This window comes from Glutamicibacter sp. NPDC087673 (assembly GCF_044743255.1).
GTDB lineage: Bacteria > Actinomycetota > Actinomycetes > Actinomycetales > Micrococcaceae > Glutamicibacter.
In genome coordinates, this window is the sequence record NZ_JBIUWB010000005.1 from 20,505 (window position 1) to 39,191 (window position 18,687).

General features: G+C 59.9%; 14 protein-coding genes and 4 tRNA genes. 10 read left to right on the top strand and 8 right to left on the bottom strand.

The genetic code is table 11. The features are described 5' to 3' along the window. Nucleotides 1-48: 48 nt before the first annotated feature. Entirely contained in the window at nucleotides 49-1,026 is a 978-nt protein-coding gene (locus tag ACIOTL_RS12510; protein ID WP_400291626.1) for an NAD(P)H-quinone oxidoreductase, read from the bottom strand. Between the two features lie 62 nt (nucleotides 1,027-1,088). On the opposite strand from ACIOTL_RS12510, the gene ACIOTL_RS12515 reads away from it, so the two are divergent. Further along, a tRNA-Ser gene (locus tag ACIOTL_RS12515) sits at nucleotides 1,089-1,176 on the top strand. A gap of 49 nt (nucleotides 1,177-1,225) precedes the next feature. On the opposite strand, the gene ACIOTL_RS12520 is transcribed toward ACIOTL_RS12515, so the two are convergent. Further along, the gene (locus tag ACIOTL_RS12520; RefSeq protein WP_388024217.1) at nucleotides 1,226-3,241 is read right to left on the bottom strand and encodes an FAD/NAD(P)-binding protein; all 2,016 of its coding nucleotides are present in this window, start codon (nucleotides 3,239-3,241) and stop codon (nucleotides 1,226-1,228) included. Between the two features lie 56 nt (nucleotides 3,242-3,297). Here ACIOTL_RS12520 and ACIOTL_RS12525 point away from each other — a divergent pair, with 56 nt between their 5' ends. Continuing rightward, complete coding sequence (locus ACIOTL_RS12525; RefSeq protein WP_400342916.1) at nucleotides 3,298-5,385, top strand: prolyl oligopeptidase family protein; 2,088 nt, start codon at nucleotides 3,298-3,300, stop codon at nucleotides 5,383-5,385. A 63-nt stretch (nucleotides 5,386-5,448) separates the two neighbouring features. After that, nucleotides 5,449-5,540, top strand: a tRNA-Ser gene (locus tag ACIOTL_RS12530). A gap of 144 nt (nucleotides 5,541-5,684) precedes the next feature. On the opposite strand, the gene ACIOTL_RS12535 is transcribed toward ACIOTL_RS12530, so the two are convergent. Both ACIOTL_RS12535 and ACIOTL_RS12540 read right to left on the bottom strand, forming a co-directional pair. Further along, nucleotides 5,685-6,602 carry a hypothetical protein gene (locus ACIOTL_RS12535; RefSeq protein ID WP_400342918.1) on the bottom strand — a complete coding sequence of 306 codons (918 nt, stop codon included), beginning with the start codon at nucleotides 6,600-6,602 and terminating at the stop codon, nucleotides 5,685-5,687. Between the two features lie 30 nt (nucleotides 6,603-6,632). Further along, a complete protein-coding gene (locus ACIOTL_RS12540) occupies nucleotides 6,633-8,753 on the bottom strand; it encodes a RecQ family ATP-dependent DNA helicase (RefSeq protein WP_359199470.1) in 2,121 nt (706 codons plus the stop codon). Between the two features lie 167 nt (nucleotides 8,754-8,920). On the opposite strand from ACIOTL_RS12540, the gene ACIOTL_RS12545 reads away from it, so the two are divergent. The 4 genes from ACIOTL_RS12545 to ACIOTL_RS12560 all read left to right on the top strand — a co-directional run bounded on the left by ACIOTL_RS12545 (nucleotide 8,921) and on the right by ACIOTL_RS12560 (nucleotide 12,700). Continuing rightward, nucleotides 8,921-10,354 (top strand): phosphomannomutase/phosphoglucomutase, encoded by a 1,434-nt coding sequence (locus ACIOTL_RS12545; protein ID WP_400343227.1) that lies wholly within the window; start codon nucleotides 8,921-8,923, stop codon nucleotides 10,352-10,354. 12 nt (nucleotides 10,355-10,366) lie between these two features. After that, nucleotides 10,367-10,837: a hypothetical protein gene (locus ACIOTL_RS12550; protein WP_400342920.1), complete on the top strand. Its 471-nt coding sequence runs from the start codon at nucleotides 10,367-10,369 to the stop codon at nucleotides 10,835-10,837. 77 nt (nucleotides 10,838-10,914) lie between these two features. Next, nucleotides 10,915-11,373 (top strand): Rrf2 family transcriptional regulator, encoded by a 459-nt coding sequence (locus ACIOTL_RS12555; RefSeq protein ID WP_332594999.1) that lies wholly within the window; start codon nucleotides 10,915-10,917, stop codon nucleotides 11,371-11,373. Nucleotides 11,374-11,524: 151 nt separating this feature from the next. Then, a complete protein-coding gene (locus ACIOTL_RS12560; RefSeq protein WP_400342922.1) occupies nucleotides 11,525-12,700 on the top strand; it encodes a globin domain-containing protein in 1,176 nt (391 codons plus the stop codon). A gap of 68 nt (nucleotides 12,701-12,768) precedes the next feature. Here ACIOTL_RS12560 and ACIOTL_RS12565 read toward each other — a convergent pair whose 3' ends face one another. The 3 genes from ACIOTL_RS12565 to ACIOTL_RS12575 all read right to left on the bottom strand — a co-directional run bounded on the left by ACIOTL_RS12565 (nucleotide 12,769) and on the right by ACIOTL_RS12575 (nucleotide 16,376). Then, nucleotides 12,769-13,851, bottom strand: a complete 1,083-nt coding sequence (locus tag ACIOTL_RS12565; protein ID WP_400342924.1) for an alpha/beta fold hydrolase — start codon at nucleotides 13,849-13,851, stop codon at nucleotides 12,769-12,771. After that, a complete protein-coding gene (locus tag ACIOTL_RS12570; protein ID WP_105658806.1) occupies nucleotides 13,848-14,375 on the bottom strand; it encodes a PadR family transcriptional regulator in 528 nt (175 codons plus the stop codon). Before ACIOTL_RS12570 ends, ACIOTL_RS12565 begins: the two co-directional genes overlap by 4 nt. A 168-nt stretch (nucleotides 14,376-14,543) precedes the next feature. Continuing rightward, nucleotides 14,544-16,376 carry a phosphoenolpyruvate carboxykinase (GTP) gene (locus ACIOTL_RS12575; protein WP_105658807.1) on the bottom strand — a complete coding sequence of 611 codons (1,833 nt, stop codon included), beginning with the start codon at nucleotides 16,374-16,376 and terminating at the stop codon, nucleotides 14,544-14,546. A 317-nt stretch (nucleotides 16,377-16,693) separates the two neighbouring features. On the opposite strand from ACIOTL_RS12575, the gene ACIOTL_RS12580 reads away from it, so the two are divergent. The 3 genes from ACIOTL_RS12580 (at nucleotide 16,694) to ACIOTL_RS12590 (ending at nucleotide 17,583) form a co-directional block, all read left to right on the top strand. Then, a tRNA-Arg gene (locus tag ACIOTL_RS12580) sits at nucleotides 16,694-16,770 on the top strand. Between the two features lie 59 nt (nucleotides 16,771-16,829). Next, entirely contained in the window at nucleotides 16,830-17,405 is a 576-nt protein-coding gene (locus ACIOTL_RS12585) for a GNAT family N-acetyltransferase (RefSeq protein WP_388024329.1), read from the top strand. A 101-nt stretch (nucleotides 17,406-17,506) separates the two neighbouring features. Further along, nucleotides 17,507-17,583: transfer RNA gene (locus tag ACIOTL_RS12590), tRNA-Arg, on the top strand. A gap of 77 nt (nucleotides 17,584-17,660) precedes the next feature. Here the strand turns inward: ACIOTL_RS12590 and ACIOTL_RS12595 are convergent. Continuing rightward, on the bottom strand, nucleotides 17,661-18,674 hold the full coding sequence (locus ACIOTL_RS12595; RefSeq protein WP_286134377.1) for a LacI family DNA-binding transcriptional regulator: 1,014 nt from the start codon (nucleotides 18,672-18,674) through the stop codon (nucleotides 17,661-17,663). Between the last annotated feature and the right edge of the window lie 13 nt (nucleotides 18,675-18,687).

An 18,687-nucleotide genomic window follows, 5' to 3' on the forward strand; every position in this document is an offset into this window, starting at 1 on the left:
CACGCATTAATGACTACTGAGTCACCTTACAACTGGTTTCCCGCTGCTTTAAACCTCTATGACAACTTTTCCCGTATGTTCACCGGAATCGAAGTATTCGTGGGCAGCGGCCAGCTCCGGGAATCCAAAGGCCTTGGTGACGTTCAGTGCCAGTTTCCCCTGTTCCAGCAGCGGCATCACGCGGGTAATGGTCTGGCGAACGATCTCCGCCTTCTCATGCAGCGGGCGGGAACGCAAAGTTGTGCCGATGATCCGCGCCCGCTTGCTCATCAGCAGCCCCAAGTTCAGTTCTCCCTTGGCTCCGCCTTGCAGTCCGATGACTACCATCCGTCCGCCGACGGCGAGCGCCTTGACGTTCTCCCCCAGGTATTTGGCGCCCACGACATCCAGGATCAGATCCACGCCCCTGGCGTCGGTCAGTTCCTTGACGCGTGCAGAAAAGTCCTCTTCCCGGTAGTTGATCCCCTCGTCGGCGCCGAGGGTACGGCAGTAGTCCAATTTCTCTGCCGAGGAAGCGGTGACGATGACGCGGGCGCCAGCGGCTTTGGCGAGCTGTATGGCCATGGAGCCGATGCCGCCGGCTCCGCCATGGATCAACAACGCCTGGTCTTGGCCCAGTCCGCCTTCGATGAAGAGGTTGGAGACCACGGTGGCGGCGACTTCCGGCAACCCGGCGGCTTCGATGCTCGAAACTGTTTCAGGGATTTCGATGAGCAGTTCTGCCGGAACATTGACGTACTGCGCATACCCGCCAGCAGCGAGCAGGGCGGCAACTCGCGCTCCCGGTTTCCATCCGCTGACGCCATCGCCGATCTCCACGATGCTGCCCGAGACTTCCAGCCCGGGGATATCGCTGGCTCCGGGAGGTGGCGGATACACTCCCTTGCGCTGCTGCACATCCGCGCGGTTCAGTCCGAAGGCCTCGACCTTGACCAGCACTTCCCCAGCTGCGGGGACCGGCATTGGCCGTTGGACCAGTTCAAGGACTTCTGGCCCACCGGCACCGTTGTAGATATAGGCGTTCATAACGTCGTTCATGGCCTTCAGTTCCTTTCAACAGGGGTTCATGCCGTATACTTTTTCGGGTTGGATGGTTGTCCGAGCGGCCGAAGGAGCTGGTCTTGAAAACCAGTAGGCGGCAACCCCGTCTCATGGGTTCAAATCCCATACCATCCGCGCTTTTCGAGTTTGGCGGGCTGATCCTTGGATCAGCCCGCCAAACTGCTTAATACTGCTCCGCGCTTAATCTTTCGTTGGCGATCAGCCCCGCCAGGCGAGCCACTTCGTTCACTACGTTGGCTGCGTCTTGCAAGGTTCGGGCCGCGGGGTGGCGCAGGTCGCCCGCTTGCGCGGCAATAGCGGTCCCCCACTGCGCTGATGACAATTGCAATCCCAGCACGAATAGCCCGCGGTGCGCCAGCCCATCGCTGTTGACCAGGCGGTATGGTTCACCGACCACGTCGAAACCGGATCCAGGCAGGCTTTCGCCTTCCGTGTTCTTCCAAGTGTGCACGCGCGCTACGTGATCTCCCAAGAGCTGCTTTATCAGTGCCGCGTTATTTTGCAGCACGCGGTTACTCGGCATCATCGCTTCGCACATGGTCTTCGCAGTGTGCACCTCCGCATCTACCCAGGGCGAGGAGGCGGTGAACTGCTCGGAAGCCTCGTCGAAGCCGAACTCCGGGTCCGGGCCAAGGAAGGTTACGATCCCGGCGCGCGAAAGCGCCAGCAGCTGTTCAATGCGTTCCAGCGGCGGGCCTGAGGACAGTCCTTCGACCAGTGGCTCGAAGTGCGCTTGGATTTCTTCAATGCGCGACTGCTCGTCGATCACGCCGGAAGCAATCAGCTCCTTGACCAGCATGCGTCCGGCATTCATCGTCATGATGGCGCATGACAACGGGTCTTCTAGCCCGCCGGTGCTGTGCCGGGCGTTGCCCACGAGGTAGTCGCGTACTGCCTGCTGGTATTGCTCATCGGAGCTGAACCCGAGTTCTTCAAATGGCCTTGCCAGCTTTGGCACATCGAGCCACTGCAACTGCGGGAACTGCCCGACGAACTTGCGCAGTTCGCTAAGCCACACTTGGCTTCCTTCATGGTGCTCCGCAGAGAGGATCGCTTCGAGCTGATCAACGAATTCTCGCTCATCGAGGCCTTCCGGGGCACCATGCGCGCGAGCGCAGGTGCTGTAGTAGGCGAACAAGATGTCCCGGTGCAGTTTGGGCCAAATATGGCGTGAGAACACCAAGGAGGAGGCAGGGTTGGTGGCGCGTGCTTCGGCAAGGCGCCCGATGAGTTCCGGAGCGTCGAAGTAGCGTAGTTCAATTTCATCAGGAATGAACTGCTCCACTACTGGCTTGCCCCAGTAGGGGGTACCTCGGCGCGAAGCTACGATCAGTGCCGGCTCCCGGCCTGAGCCGATGTACTGCAGGCGATGCCCCGGCTCGGTGCCGGCTTCACGGAAAATCCCGCCGCGGCCTGCCGTCAGCTCGGCCATGCCGTCAAAGAAATTCAAGCCCAACCCGCGGATCAACGCAGGCTGGCCCTCCTTGAACTGGGAGTAGTCGAGGTCCGCTGGAACATTCGGTGGCAGGTAGGTGGCCCCGGCTTGGGAGGCAGCTTCCTTGAGCTGCTTCTGCCATGGGTTCAGTTCTGCCGGCTGGTGGCCCAAGGCCAGCACCACAGCGTCAGCGGCCAGCTGACGGGTTTCGGCACCCTCCAGGTTACTGCGGAAATCGATCTGATAGGCGTTGCCGACGGGGCGGACCGCAACGACTTCTGCGGCTACATGTTCGATGCTGAAATTCTCGTGGGTGGCAAGTATCGCTGCGCTGCGCTCATACACGTGCTCGAGGTACTCGCCATAGATTGCGCGTGACGGATAGGAGCCGGGTTCAATTTGCCCGATCAGCTTGGCATGCTCATCGGTGAGCTTGCGTCCATCGCCGCGCAGTGCGACGAACTGGCGAAAGCTCAACCCCGGTTCATCGCCCAACCGTTCGGGGGCCACTGTCGGAAATGATGACGGGGTGTTCATCAGGAAATGCTCCGACTGTTCCGGGTTCCACACGTGGCCGGAGCCCGGAGGGAACGGATCAAAGACCGTAACTTTCAGAACGGTGCCTTGGGCCGGGAGTTTCAACGCCAAGTTAGCGAGTCTTTCAACCACGCTCGTGCCGCGTGGGCCTGCCCCGACAAGGGCCAGGCTGAACTCGTTCTTAGGTGTTGCTATCTCGCTGTTCACTCCTCTAGGTTATTACCTTTGGAACAGGGCATGGGCCAGACGCATAGACTATGGCCATGACTGAGCATGATTCTGAGGTTGCAAGCGCTGATCCGTATTCCTGGCTTGAAGGAATTCACGACGAAACGGCACTCGAATGGGTGCGGGATCAGACCCAGCGTACCGAGTCCGAGCTGTACGACGACTCGTTCCATGCCACTGCGGAGCGGATCAAAACGGTCTTGGATGCCCAAGACCGCATTCCCATGGTGACCAAGCGTGGCGATCATTACTACAACTTCTGGCGCGATTCAGCCCATCGTCTTGGACTTTGGCGTCGCACCACTTGGAATTCCTACCTCAGCGACGACCCGCAGTGGGAAATCCTATTGGATCTTGACCTGCATGCGCAGCTGGAAGGCCGCGAATGGCATTTCGCTGGTTCAGCACTTCTGCGTCCAGCGGCCGGCGGCGCCTACCAGCGGGCGCTGCTTCGCTTGAGTCCTGACGGCGGCGACCAGGTGCGCATTCGCGAATTCGATCTGGCCTCCAAGAGCTTCGTTGCCGGCGGTTTCGACCTTCCCGTTGCGAAGACCCAAGCCTCGTGGATTGACCACGATACGTTGCTTGTCGGTTCCGCCAGCAGCGAGCAGTTCACGACCCGTTCGACCTACGCGAATACGTTGCGAAGGCTCAGCCGCGGCATGGAGATCGAAGAAGCGCCAATTCTCTTCCAAGTCGATAGAGAACATGTCGCAGCCTTCGGCTACTTCGATTCGTCTCCGGGATTCGAACGCGTGGTCACCACTGATGCCATCGACTTCTACAATTCCAATGCCGGTGTCCTCATCGACGGGGAACACCATCTGATCGATGTTCCAACCGATGTGCAGGTCAGCCTGCACCGGCAGTGGGTCCTCTTTGCTCCCCAAACCAATTGGGAACACCAGGGCCAGAAGATCGCTGCGGGTTCATTGGCTATCGCCCGGCTGGATAGATTCCTCGAGTCCGGCAGCATCGAGAAGGTTCTCTTCGTCCCGGATGCGCACACTGCGCTGGAATCACTGAGCTTTACCGCCAATTATCTGCTGCTCACCGTATTGCATGATGTGGCTTCGCAAGTGCGCATTATTGATCTCGCAGATCATTTCAGCCAGTCGGACATGCCGCTGATGGATCCAATGCTCAGCGTCTCGGTGGGAGCCGTTGATGATGAGGACCCGGAGCATGGCGATGACTATTGGATGACCATCACCGGATTCATTACCCCTACTACCTTGTTGCGCGGCACAGTTGGTTCGGCAGCAAAGGTCGTGAAGAAATCGCCGGATCGCTTTGAGGCCGGTGGTTTTGAAGTCACCCAGCATTTTGCGTCCACTGCGGACGGCACCAGGGTTCCATATTTCCAGGTCGCGGCATCCGACCTGGTCCACGATGGGAAGAACCCGGTGCTGATGGACGGCTACGGCGGTTTCCAGCACAGCATGACTCCTGGCTATGCAGCCGCCATGGGCACCGGTTGGTTATCGCGGCGTACCGTTGAGGGCCGCAAACCGGTATACGTCATGGCCAACATTCGCGGTGGTGGCGAGTACGGGCCAGATTGGCATCGTGCTGCCCTGCGTGAAAAGCGCCATCGTGCCTACGAGGATTTCGCGGCCATCCCCCAGGACCTGGTGGCTCGCCGGGTGACGTCCCGCGCGCATTTGGCCGCAACAGGGCGTTCTAACGGCGGGTTGCTCATGGGCAATATGATCTCTGGCTATCCGCACTTGTTCGGAGCAATTTCCTGCGGCGTCCCGCTATTGGACATGCAGCGCTACACGCAGCTAGCTGCCGGCCATTCCTGGATTGCCGAGTACGGCGACCCGCAGGTTCCCGGGGACTGGGACTTCCTGCGGACTTTCTCCCCCGTGCATCGACTCACCGACCAGCCTCATCCAGCCAATGACTATCCGGCCTCGTTGATTTGGACCACGACTTCTGATGACCGTGTCGGCCCTTCGCAGGCACGCATCATGGCAGCCAAAATGATGGATCTGGGCATTGCCAATGTGCGGTACCACGAGCCACAGGGCGGTGGCCATGCCGGGTCAACGGATAACGAGTCAACCGCCAAAATGCTGGCGACCAGCTACGAATTCCTGTGGCGACAGGTGCGTTAGCTCTCTCGTTTTGGAACACGCGCCCATCTTCGGGTAGGCTAGATTCTGCTGGAAACAGCGGATGGACACGTGCCAGAGCGGCCGAATGGACTTCACTGCTAATGAAGGGTCGGGCTAAAACTCGACCGGGGGTTCAAATCCCCCCGTGTCCGCCAAGAACCCCCTACTCAGGTAGGGGGTTTTTCGTTCATATGGCACTTTTTCGACGAGAACGTTCCGAATACGGAAAATCCCCCGGATTCACCGATTTTTCGGTGAATCCGGGGGATTTTCAAAACTCCAGGACAGCAGTTTCTCCGCTACTGGTCGTCGCGCTTCACGAAGGTCCGCAGCATGTTCTGCACGATATCCTCTGGCAACGAGGTGTGGCGAACAATGATTTCCGACATCCGGTCCAGATCGGTATCGGCGATTGCGCCGAAGAGCGCTTCGCGGTCAGCTTCTGGAAGTTCGGCAGCATCGAAATGCACTGGACCATCCGGGCCCTGGCCTTCAAAGCGGAAGTCTGCAATATTGCCGTTGGCGCTCGCGCCAGACATGGGAGACGTCGCGATCATGCGTTCCAGGTCTTCGACCGGCAGATCCGTATAGCCGTGCAGGATCTTTGCCGCTTCTTCAAAATTGGAATCCCGCAGCATGGAGAATAGCTGGTCGTATTCATTTGCCGGCAGTTGTTCGCTGGAAAATTCGCGGTTCTCGCCATCAAGTTCGAACGCCATCTTGAAGTGCGTAGCACTTGGTTCCTGAAGGGAACTGAACTGCTCGCTCCATTCCTGGGGTACAACCCAAGTGTCATCGGCAGGTGCTGGTGTGGCATCCTCTGCGGCAGTGGCGGCCGCTTCACGATCTTCGCGCTCAACTTGAGCTTCGAGTTTGTCGCTCAAAGCCTTGATCTCGGCATCATCATTCGGCAATTCCTTGGCAGGGGCTGTCTGCGGGTACTTGTCGAGGCTGCGTACTGCAATCACGCAATCCTTGACCGAGTCGCCAGTAGCAGCGCGGAAATCCTTGACCGCGCCCATGACGTCGCCCTTGGCCAGATTGCGGTACACCGAATTGCGTGAAGCATCATCCAGCCTCGCGTTTGCCGCCTGCGCTGCTTCACGGGAAATCGCCTGCGCGATTTGCGCAGTGTTCTTCTTGCGCAGCGCTTGCAGACCGAAGTAGCCCAGGGCAATCACTGCGATGAGGACAACGAGCCAGATGAGAAATTCCATACTTCCAGACTACTTTGTTTAACTGTGCGATTACCCGGCTACGCCCAAAGTGAAAGGCATGACACCCGGTGCGCCGGCGATGCGCAGGGCCCGCCCAGCCATCGCCATGGACCACCGGGAATCAACCAGATCATCAACTAGCAGCACCGGCCCTGGAGCGTCGGCAATGAGCTGTTCGAGCTGCGTTGGAAGTTCAAAAGCATCGGCAACCGCAGCCACACGGAAAGCGGAATTCCCGCCCGGGCCATTCTGTGGTCCAGCACCGCGATATTCGAGCTGCCCCAGGTAGCGCAACCGTCCCACCTCAGCTAGGCCCTGAGCAAGGGAGGTGATCAGCTGGGGACGCTTATTCGATGGCATGGCTACAACGCCCACTGGACGTTCCTCCCAATTCCATTCGGCAAGCACCTTGATGCACGCATCGAACATCGCCTTGTCGATAGGGGAATCGGTGGGGTCGGCAAAGAGCTGGCGCAATCGGTTGCCCCACCCCAGGTCGGTCAGGCGAGCCAGCGCCCGGCCCGTGGCCACCTGCTCGTCAATAGCGATTTTGCCCTTGAGCGTGTACCCCAGCCGGTCCAGTCCCGAAGGGTACAGCTTGCGCGGTTCAATTGGAACTCCCACCCGTCCAAGTGCCGCCTGCGCGCTGTCCTTCGAATCGTCAGGAATATGGTCGTCAAACCAAACGCCAGCGCAGTTGTCGCACCGGCCGCAGGGAGCAGACTGGGGATCATCCAAGGCGTCGGTCAGAAACTGCATGCGGCATCCGCGAGTGTTCTCGTAACTGACCATGAGGTTTTGTTCATGGATTCGGCTCTGCGCCACTCGCTTGTACCGATCGGCATCATAGGTCCATGGCATGTCGGTGCGCATCCAGCCGCCGGCAACACGCTCCACCGCACCATCCACGGCCAGCACCTTCAGCAACAGCTCAAGTGGCGACCGGCGAAGGTTCACGGCGCTTTCCAGCGCCGGGACGCTCATCGCACCGTCGGTCTTGGCCAAGGCCTCGAGCACCTGGGTGGCGCGCACCTGGTCCGGCATGGAGCTGGTGGCGAAGTATTCCCAAATTTCCGAGTCGTCAGGCCCGGGCAACAGCAGGACATCTGCGTTGATGCTCCCACGCCCGGCACGGCCCACCTGCTGGTAGTAAGCCACGGGCGAGCTGGGGGCACCGACGTGCAACACGAAACCGAGGTCCGGCTTGTCAAAGCCCATGCCCAAGGCGCTCGTGGCGATCAGCGCTTTAACTTCGTTATTCTTCAACGCTTGTTCAAGGCGTTCGCGTTCTTCCAAATCGGTGCGCCCGGTGTAGGCAGCAACTTCGTGCCCGGCATCCTTGAGCAGGCGAGCAATATCCTCGGCCGCAGACACCGTCAGGGTATAGATAATGCCCGAGCCCTTGAAGTCCTCGATGTGGCTGAGCAACCAGGCCAACTGCATGCGCGGCGAAGCCAGACGCAGGACACCTAGGCGCAGCGAGTCGCGAGCCAGGGTGCCGCGTAGCGTGAAGACCTCCTCGGTGCCGCCGGCCAGCTGTTCGGCAACGTCCTGGACTACTCGGCTGTTCGCTGTTGCAGTGGTCGCCAAAACCGGGAGGCCCTGAGGCAATCGGGCGATCAGGTCCCGGATGCGGCGGTAATCCGGGCGGAAATCGTGGCCCCAGTCCGAAATGCAGTGCGCCTCGTCGATGACCAGCAGGCCCAAGCGCTGCATCAGCATCGGCAGCTGCTGCTCGCGGAAGGATGGATTGTTCAAACGCTCCGGGGACACCAGCAGCACATCGAGCTCATTGCGTTGCAGCTTTTCGAGGATTTCACGCCATTCGAGCACATTGGCCGAATTGATGGCCGCAGCGCGGACTCCAGCACGCTCCGCGGCCGCAACCTGGTCGCGCATCAATGCCAGCAGCGGGGAAACGATCAGTGTTGGCCCGTAGCCCTGTTCTCGCAGCAGCAGGGAAGCGATGAAGTACACGGCGGACTTGCCCCAGCCGGTACGCTGGACGACCAGTGCGCGGCGCCGCTCGGCCACCAGTGCGCTGATCGCTTCATACTGGCCATCATGGAACTGCGCGTCCGGGTTTTGCACCAGTGCGCGCAGTTTCTGCAGTGCCAGCGTTTTCAGATCCACTTGCGTTGAGCCATCCATGCCTCCAGTATTTCAGTTCCTGCCCACGATTTAGCCCGTGGCGTCCGCTAATTGTGGATGAGCTCTCGCAAGCTGCGGTGCCGGCAGGGGAAAATAGCTGAAATGTTAGGCATTTCCCATCCGCAATCGCCTAGTTCTCAATGATTTGAATCAGTCAAACCGGTAGGCTGAAAGGCGTGAGTGAAGAAATTGATCTTAATCAGAGCTTTAAGGCCTACGACGTACGCGGCGTAGTCGGCGAGAACCTGGATGCCGAAGCAATTGAAGCCATCGGCGCGGCCTTTGTCGACGTCCTGTCCCTGTCCGGCAAGGAAGTACTGGTTGGCGGTGACATGCGCCCGTCTTCCGCAGAATTCGCCCAAGCCTTCGCTCGTGGCGCCACCTACCGCGGCGCCAACGTGATCATGCTCGGATTGATCTCCACCGATGAGCTGTACTTCGCATCGGGCAAGCTCAATGCCGCCGGTGTTGTCTTCACCGCCAGCCACAATCCCGCCCAGTACAACGGCATTAAGATGTCCAAGTCTGGCGCCCGCCCGATTTCTTCGGCTACCGGTCTTTTCGACATTCGCGACCTGGCCCAGCAGTACCTTGACGAGGGACTGCCGGTCTCCGGTGACGCCCCGCAGGGCAGCATCAGCGAGCGCGACGTGCTGGCCGACTATGCAGCATACCTGCGAGAATTGGTGGACTTGTCGGGCATTCGTCCGCTGAAGATCGTGGTGGATGCCGGTAACGGCATGGGCGGCATGACTACCCCTGCAGTTCTTGGGGGTACGGTGCTCGCTGAGCTGCCGCTCGAAATTGTTCCGCTGTATTTCGAGCTGGATGGCACTTTCCCCAACCACCCGGCCAATCCGCTGGAACCGGAAAACCTCAAGGACCTGCAATCCGCAGTACTGGAGCACGGGGCCGATCTCGGCCTGGCTTTCGACGGCGATGCCGACCGCTGCTTCGTGATCGACGAGCGCGGACTGCCGCTGTCCCCTTCGGCTATCACCGCACTGGTCGCGGTGCGCGAAATCGCCCGTGTGCAGGCAGCTGGCGAAGAGTCCCCGGTGATCATCCACAACTTGATCACTTCCAAGGCGGTGCCTGAATTCGTCGCCAAGTCCGGTGGCGTCCCGGTGATGACCCGCGTAGGCCACTCCTTCATCAAGGCTGAAATGGCTTCGCAGGGCGCGGTCTTCGGCGGCGAGCATTCCGCCCACTACTACTTCCGCGACTTCTACAATGCCGATACCGGCATGCTCGCTGCCATGCATGTGCTGGCCGCCTTGGGCGAGCAGGAACTGCCGCTCTCCGAGCTGGGTGCCGAATACGAACCCTACGCTGCCACCGGTGAAATCAATTCAGAGGTCGAGGACAAGGCAGGTGCCACTGCCCGGGTCGTGTCGCATTTCCAAGACCAGCCAGTAGAAGTGATCACCATGGACGGCACGACCATTTCAGCGGCCGATGGCAGCTGGTGGATCAATCTGCGCCCATCGAACACCGAACCATTCCTGCGTTTCAACGGCGAAGGCCGGACCGCAGACATCATTGAGCCCATCCGCGATGCCGTTCTGGCTATCGTGCGTGAAAAGAACGTCACCAACTAGCAAAGGGAAGACATGAACCTCGAAGAACTGGATGAGGGCGTCAAGGACGCGCTGAACAAGGTCTTGGGCACCGCCCTGGGCGTGGCCCGCGAACAGCTCGAAGAGCAGGGCGTGTTCCTGCCTTTTGCGATCGCGCTGGAGCCGAAGGAAGAGGAAGACGAGCCGGAGCTGCGCTTGATCGCTGTTCCGCCAACGGATGATCCTGAGGATCCGGAAGCCGACATCGACACCGAAGCCATGGTTGCGGACCTGATGCAGGTGCTGAACCAGCAGGGCACCCACTTCCAGGCGATCGCCGTCGCCTCGGATGTGCTGCTCCAGGAAAATGACCAGGATGCCATCCACATTGTGGCCGAGCACCGTGTCGGTGCGGCCTTGGCCATCGTGCAGCCGTACACCATGCCTGCAGAGCCAGGCGGCGAATGGACCTTCGACGAGCCAGCGGCAGAGTCGGCGGAAGCCATCTGGGCCAACGCGCTCTAGACCGCAGTTGGTGATTCCGGGGTCGGCATAGTCACTATGCTGACCCCGGAATGCTTTTCCCACGTAAAGTAGGAATCATGAAACTCAGTGCCTTCACCGACGTATGCTTGCGAACCGTCATGGTCCTTGCAACGCCCGGCACCGGGCAACTGACCAGCCGCCAGATCGCCGAGTCCGTGGGGGTTCCCTACAACCACGTTGCCAAAGCCGTCCTGGAACTGCGCACGCTGGGAATCCTGCAGGTCACACGCGGCCGCAATGGCGGCGCGCAGCTGAGCGATGGAGCACTGGATTTTTCCCTCGGCTCACTGCTGCGCAAGTTGGACAAGCGCACCGATATTGTGGATTGCTCCGATCATGACGCGCAATCCAACTGCCCGCTTTCGGGCAACTGCCGCTTGCGGGCAGTCTTCCGGCAGGCCCGCGAAGCTTTCTACGCTTCACTGGACCCGCTGACCATCCAGGACATCTGCCCGGCATCATCCGCGATGCCCTTCACGGCGCTCCCCTTCCCGACGGTGCGCGCCCTTTCCTGATTCCCCTGCGGCCCCCCCCCCGGGGGTCGCATCGCCGATTTCTGTTACGAATACCGGCCGGTGGATTTGCAATCCTTTTCTACTAGGCGTAGAACTGAATCATAAATCTTGTATCTTGAATACAAGTTATCGCCTACTCCAAGGAGACCCGATGCTGTCCACGAAGTCCTTCCCGGTCATTGAAGCCACGTTGCCAATCATCGCTGAGCGCATTTCCAGCATTACCCCGAACTTCTACAACCGCCTGTTCACCGCACACCCGGAACTGCTCGACGGAATCTTCTCCCGTTCGAACCAGAAGAACGGCACCCAGCAGCAGGCCTTGGCGGGATCCATCGCAGTCTTCGCAACCTACTTGGTCAAGTACCCGGGCACCAGCCCGGAAACCATGCTCGCGCGCGTAGCCCACAAGCACGCTTCCCTCGGTGTCGCCGAGGAGCAGTACCCCATCGTCTACAAGCACCTCTTCGACGCCATCGCCGAAGACCTGGGCGAGGCGCTGACTCCGCAGATCGCCGAGGCCTGGACCGAGGTCTACTGGCTGATGGCCCACGCGCTGGTCAAGATCGAGAAAGGCTTGTACGCGCAGCAGGCCAACGCCGAGATCTACACCCCGTGGAAGCTTGTCGAGCGCATCGAAACCGGCGTTGATTCGGTCTGCTTCAGCTTCGAGCCAGCTGACCGGAGCCCTGCCACCGTCGCCAAGCCGGGCCAATTCGTTTCGGTCCGCATGCCGATGGCCGACGGCCTGCGCCAGGTCCGCCAGTACACCTTGAGCGGCGACATCGAGCGAACCGACCGCCGCACCGTCACGGTCAAACTGGATGTGAACGGCGAATTCTCCCCGGTGATCCACCATGGCCTGAAACTCGGCGACGTGGTGGAACTATCGAATCCGTATGGCGACCTGGTCATCGATGACGATGGCTCGCCGCTGGTGATCGCCACCGCCGGAATCGGCTGCACCCCGAGTGGAGCCGCGTTGCAGACCCTGGCCGCACGCGGCTCCACCCGCAAGGTCACCGTGCTGCACGCAGACCAAACGGCCACCGCCTGGCCATTGCGCGAGCAGATGCTCGAATCCATCGGCAAGCTGCCAGAAGCCACCATCAGCACCTGGTTCGAACGCGGGGAATTGCCGGAGGGGCTGAACGCCACGTCCGGCTACATGGATCTCGCCGGCGCACTGACCGGGAATGCCCAGGTCTACTTGTGCGGCCCGCTGCCATTCATGCATGCAATGCGCAACCAGGCGCTGGAAGCCGGCATCCCGGCCGAGCGTATCCACTACGAAGTCTTCGGCCCGGATGTATGGCTCGCTGCCTAGCTTCCTGGTGACAGAGCCGTGCTGCAGGTGGATCCATGTGGAATCCGCCTGCAGCACTTTTTTTGCCTTTATTTTCCGGTATCCGCGGGAGAATCCGGCTTGCCACCCTGTTTCGGTGCCTTCTTCTTCAAATCGAACTTTTTCGGGTCCAGCTTTCGAGGATCGATTTTCCCGGCGAACCTGCCAGGCTTCTTCTGCCCGGCTTCTTGAGCTGGCGGCGTGGGCTCCCCGGCTTCCAGGTCCTGATTCGCCGGCGCTTCAGCGGCTTGTTCCACCGGTGTTGCTTTCGCGCCGGGTGCCGGCTTCGCAGTCTGCGGGTCAACCAGGATCTGGTGCAGGCCCGCATCGGAAATCCACTTGCGCAGCACCGAGTTGAACAGGATCGGGTTCTCGATATTCCATTGGTGGTGCATGCCCGGAACCACGCGCGTGATCACCTGCGGGAGCCTTGCGCGCAGCGCGTCAAAGGATTTCTGCACAACTTTCGGCTCCTTGGCTCCAGCGAGGGCCAGTACCGGGCCCCGGTAGGAGCCGAGCTTCTGCGGCAATCCCCCCGGATCCATCTCGTCCATGATGGCCCGCATGTTCTCGGCTTTGAGCTTCACGCCGTGCTCGGTGAACAGCTCGCGCTCATCATCCACCATTCCGTAGGCACCAGCCTGGAAACGCCAGAACCACTCGCTGCCAATGAGCTTGAGCTGCATCCGCTGGAAAGCCCGGGCCGCCTGGCCCACACCGGTCACCGGAGTGCCGGTAATCAGCACGGAGTCAACGAGCTCCGGATGCCGGGCGGCCACGTGCAAAGCAATCACTCCGCCCAGGGAAATGCCAACCAGATGCACGCCGCCTTCGGAAACCTCGTCGGCGATCAAGGCTGCGACATCATCGGCGGCGGATTCCAGGCCATCCCAGGTCTCCTCGAACCGGGCGCCAAAGGCCGGCAGGTGCAGCGTCAGGATGTTGCAGTCGCCAAAGGCCAGAACCTGCGGGTCCCAGCTCCAGTTGCCGACGTTTCCGCCGTGGAGGAAGACCAGGGTCTTCATCGACCGTTGCCCATCATGATGCCGCCCGGGATGCACTTCCGGATAATCGGTGGCATCGCGCCCGGCACCGCTTGCAGGGGTCTTGTTCTGGTCTTTGGCTGCAGTCATGGCAAGTACTCCAATACCGCGTCGAGCCATTCCAGCTCCGCGGCTTGTTGTCGGATTGCATGGTCAAGTGTGGCAGCCATCAGGAAGCTGCGACGGTCCGCAGCGGCTCGCATGTCAATGCCTTCGCGCTGGGAGAGGTAGTCATCGAGGATGAACTGCGTGGCTTGGCGGCGTTCCTCCAGCAAGCTCTGGATATCATCGCGTTCGAGTTCGGCGGCGAAGAACACCTGCCCCATGAAGGGATCACGCTCGGGAGACTGCACCGCACCAGCAGAAAGCCACTGGGCCAGTGCCGCACGTCCCGTTTCCGTGATGTGGTGTTCCTGGCGGTCAGGGTAATTCGACTGCGCGACGGTGCGCACGGTGGCATACCCCTTGTCCACCAGCTGCGCCAAAGTGCGATAGATCTGCGCCTTGTCTGCGTTCCAGAAGTGGTTAATAGAGGAGTCAAAGTGCTTCTTGAGCTCGTAGCCAGTCATGGGCGACAAGCACAGCAGCCCGAGAATCAATCGTGCCAAAACCATAGAGCAATCTTTTCATAAATAGTTGATTTTGCACCCACTTTGCCCCGGCGTGTGGAAACTGTACCCGGATTGTGACAATTCCTCCGTGGCGCACGAGAACGCCCCGGTGACTGGAATTCCAGTCACCGGGGCGTTCTCATGTGCGGATCTGCTGGAGATCCTAGTCAACTACGCGTTCAGGCGATCCTTCAAGCCGTCGAGCTCTGCACGCAGCGAAGCCGGCAGCGCATCGCCGAACTTGGCGTACCACTCTTCGATGGCCTCGACTTCGGTAGCCCATTCATCCTTGTTGACAGCTACTGCCGCTTCGACGTCGGCTGGGGTGAACCCTTCAAGGCCGGCCAAATCCAGGGACTCGCCGGTCGGGACGTTTCCGATGATGGTTTCCCGGGCGTCCGCGGTGCCTTCGATACGCTCGACAGCCCACTTGAGCACACGCGAATTGTCGCCGAACCCTGGCCACGCGAAGCCACCGTCAGCCGTGCGGCGGAACCAGTTGACCAGGAAGATCTTCGGCATCTGCTCTGGGTTGAGCTTGTTCGAGATCTTGTCCCAGTGGTTCAGGTAGTCGCCTGCGTTGTAGCCGATGAATGGCAGCATCGCCATCGGGTCACGGCGAATCACTCCGGTCGCACCTGCAGCGGCTGCGGTGGTCTCGGAGGAAAGGGTCGAACCCATGAAGATGCCGTTGGTCCAGCTGCGGGCTTCGGTCACCAGCGGAATGGTGGTCTTGCGGCGGCCGCCGAAGAGGATCGCATCGATCTTCACGCCGTTAGGCGAGTAGTAGTCCTCGGAAAGCATGTCGACCTGGTCGATCGGGGTGCAGAAGCGCGAATTAGGGTGCGCTGCCGGACGACCGGATTCAGGAGTCCAGTCGTTGCCCAACCAGTCGGTCAGGTGCGCAGGAGCCTCGTCGGTCATGCCCTCCCACCAGACGCCGCCGTCATCGGTCAGCGCAACATTGGTGAAGATGTTGTTGCCCTTGGAGATGGCGCGCATCGCGTTCGGGTTGGTGGACCAGCCGGTGCCTGGCGCCACGCCGAACAGGCCGTATTCGGGGTTAACGCCGCGCAGCTCGCCGTCCTTGCCGATGCGCATCCAGTTGATGTCATCGCCCAGGGTCTCAGTCTTCCAGCCTTCAATGGTTGGATCCAGCAGCGCCAGGTTGGTCTTGCCGCAGGCCGACGGGAATGCCGCGGCAATATGGTACGACTTGTTCTGCGGGCTGGTCAGCTTCAGGATGAGCATGTGCTCTGCGAGCCAGCCTTCATCGCGGGCCATCGCCGAGGCGATGCGCAGCGAGTAGCACTTCTTGCCCAGCAGCGCGTTGCCGCCGTAGCCCGAACCGTAGGACATGATGGCGCGCTCTTCGGGGAAGTGCACGATCCACTTGTCTTCGTTGCATGGCCAGGCAACATCTTCCTGGCCCGGCTCCAGGGGTGCACCTACCGAGTGCAGCGCTGGAACGAAGAATGCGTCCTCGGCTTCCATCTTGCGCAGTACTTCATTGCCGATCTTGGCCATGATGCGCATCGAGGCAACGACGTAGGCGGAATCGGTGATTTCCACGCCGTAGGCAGGCACTTCCGCGTTCAGCGGGCCCATGACGAATGGGATGACGTACATGGTGCGTCCGCGCATCGAGCCATCGAACAGGCCGCTGAGCATGGACTTCATCTTGGTTGGGTCTTCCCAATTATTGGTGAAGCCTGCATCTTCTTCCTTTTCGGAGCAGATGAAGGTGCGCTCTTCGACTCGGGCCACATCCTTGGGGTCCGAGAAACCAGCGTAGGAGTTAGGGAAGTTCGGATCGGTCAGCTTGACCAAGGTGCCGGCTTCAACCAGCTCGGCAGTCAGGCGATCATTTTCTTCAGCTGACCCATCAACCCAATAAACACGATCCGGCTTCGTCAGTGCGGCAACTTCCTCAACCCAGGATGCCAACTTCTCGTGCGAAGTAGGTGCTGCGCTGATAACGTTCTGATCCGAGCTCGTGCTCATTATCCATTCCCTCCATTGGGCTGAACTTGCAATAAATCAAGGCTATTAGGTGCTCAACTCCAGCGCCGTGTGATCGAAACCTCATGAAAGTGAAACCCGGAGGACCAGAAGGAAAAAATTCCCGAAATTCCGGGGGTTGGTCTAAACGAATTGACTCGATTATGTGACGAAGGTCACGTAGACCGGTACCCTTTCAACGTCTTCACATAACCTTATGTTCATCTGGACCCACTAGCTTTGCCCGTCGATTTGTACAGCGCGAAATCGACCTGTATAGTTATTCGAGGTTCGTGAGAACAAGCCACACAAAAGAATATGCGCCCATAGCTCAGCTGGATAGAGCGTCTGTCTACGGAACAGAAGGTCAGGGGTTCGAATCCCTTTGGGCGCACCAAATGAAAAATTCCCACTCGCTCGAGTGGGAATTTTTTGTTTCCCCCAAAGGATTGCCCGATGACACAGCTTGCTCTAGGCGGCCAGCTCAGCCTGCGCCTGCTGGAAGTCGCCGACGCAAAGCAAGTCGCTGAGTCCTACCAGCGCAATCGACAGCACCTGGAGCCCTGGGAGCCGGCTCGCCCCGCAGAATTCTTCACCGAGACGCGGCAAGCGGCACACCTCGCAGCCGCCTCAGAAGCTCGCCGAAGCGGATTGGCCTTTCCCTTCGGGCTCTTCGAACGGGATGCGCTCATCGGACGCTTTAATATCAGCGGAGTGGCCCGTGGCGCATTCCAAAGCGCCAGCCTGGGCTACTGGATCGATCATGAACACACCGGGCGGGGCTTGGCTTCCCGAGCCGTGGCCACCTTGCGCACGGTGGCGCTCAACGATCTGGGCTTGCACCGGCTGGAAGCCAGTACGCTCCCCCACAATTACGGCTCGCAGCGCGTTCTTGAAAAGAACGGCTTCGTCCGAATTGGCATGGCGCCGAACTATCTGGAGATCGAAGGACGCTGGCAGAACCACAACCTCTACCAAGCGATCTTGCACGATCATTCGGCTTCCAATCCCAGTGATTCCGTAGTCGACTAGTTATTTTGTGAATCACGGCACTTTTTGCTGTTTTGGTTCTTGCTCCCCGGAAATCTCGTGTAAAGTTATTCAAGTCGTCAAGACGGCTAATAAATGAATATGCGCCCATAGCTCAGCTGGATAGAGCGTCTGTCTACGGAACAGAAGGTCAGGGGTTCGAATCCCTTTGGGCGCACCAACTGAAAATTCCCACTCGATCGAGTGGGAATTTTTTTGTTAAATCCCGGCGGGGAACGGCAGCGGTGCCGCAACAGACTAGTGCGAAGCGCGCAACACCAATTTCGTGTCCATGATGCTCCACTCGGGTACCTGTTCTCCGTTGATGCGTTTGATCAACAGTTCCGCCATGATTTCGCCCTGGCGCTCCGGGTTCTGCGCAATGGTCGTCAACGGCGGTGTCGAGCTTCGCGCGAAAGAGTCATCATCAACGGACGTTACCGAAATGTCCTCCGGCACTTTCACACCAGCTTCCCCTAGGGCCTGCAAAGCGCCGAAGCCCATCTGGGCACTGGCGGCAAACAGGCCGTCTACCGCAACATCCGCGTCCAGCAGCTGCTGCATGATGCGCCGTCCGCTAGCCGGGGTGAAGTCGCCGATCTCAATAGCCGCAGGCTCCAGGCCCGCGCGTTCAACTGCCTGCTTGAATCCCACCAAACGGTCCAGTCCCGCGCCCATGTCCTGTGGCCCGGCAATAATTGCCAGCTTGGTGCGCCCCTGGCCAAGGATGACCTCAGTCGCTTGCCTGGCGGCGGCGATGTTGTCGATGTCGACAACATAAATGTCCTTTTGATCAGTGCTCATGGTGCGTCCGCCATAAACCATGGGCAACACAGTTCCGAGATCCGCATAGGAACGGTCATCCGCGTGGTGCGAAAGCACCAGCGCGCCATCCACATTGCTGCCTTGCAAGTAACGGGTGGTTTTCACCGGATCCGCTTCGGTAGACAGCAGCAAGGTGAGCATGAATTCGGTATCGGCCAGGTACTGGGCAGCGCCCTGGACGACCTTGGCGAAGTACGGGTCTGCGAAGAACTTCGCGGTGTTCTCGGGAACCACCAAGGCGATGGAATTGGTCCGGCCCTGCGCCAGCGAACGGGCGGCACGGTTAGGCACGTAGTTCAATTCGCGGATCGCCAATTCAACAGCCTTGCGAGCCCCCGGCTTCACCCGATCCGAGCCATTCACTACACGGGAGACCGTAGCCCGTGAGACACCTGCGCGTTCTGCCACCAACTCGAGGGTCGGTTTCGGGCTCCGCGCTTCGTGCATGATCATGATCTTT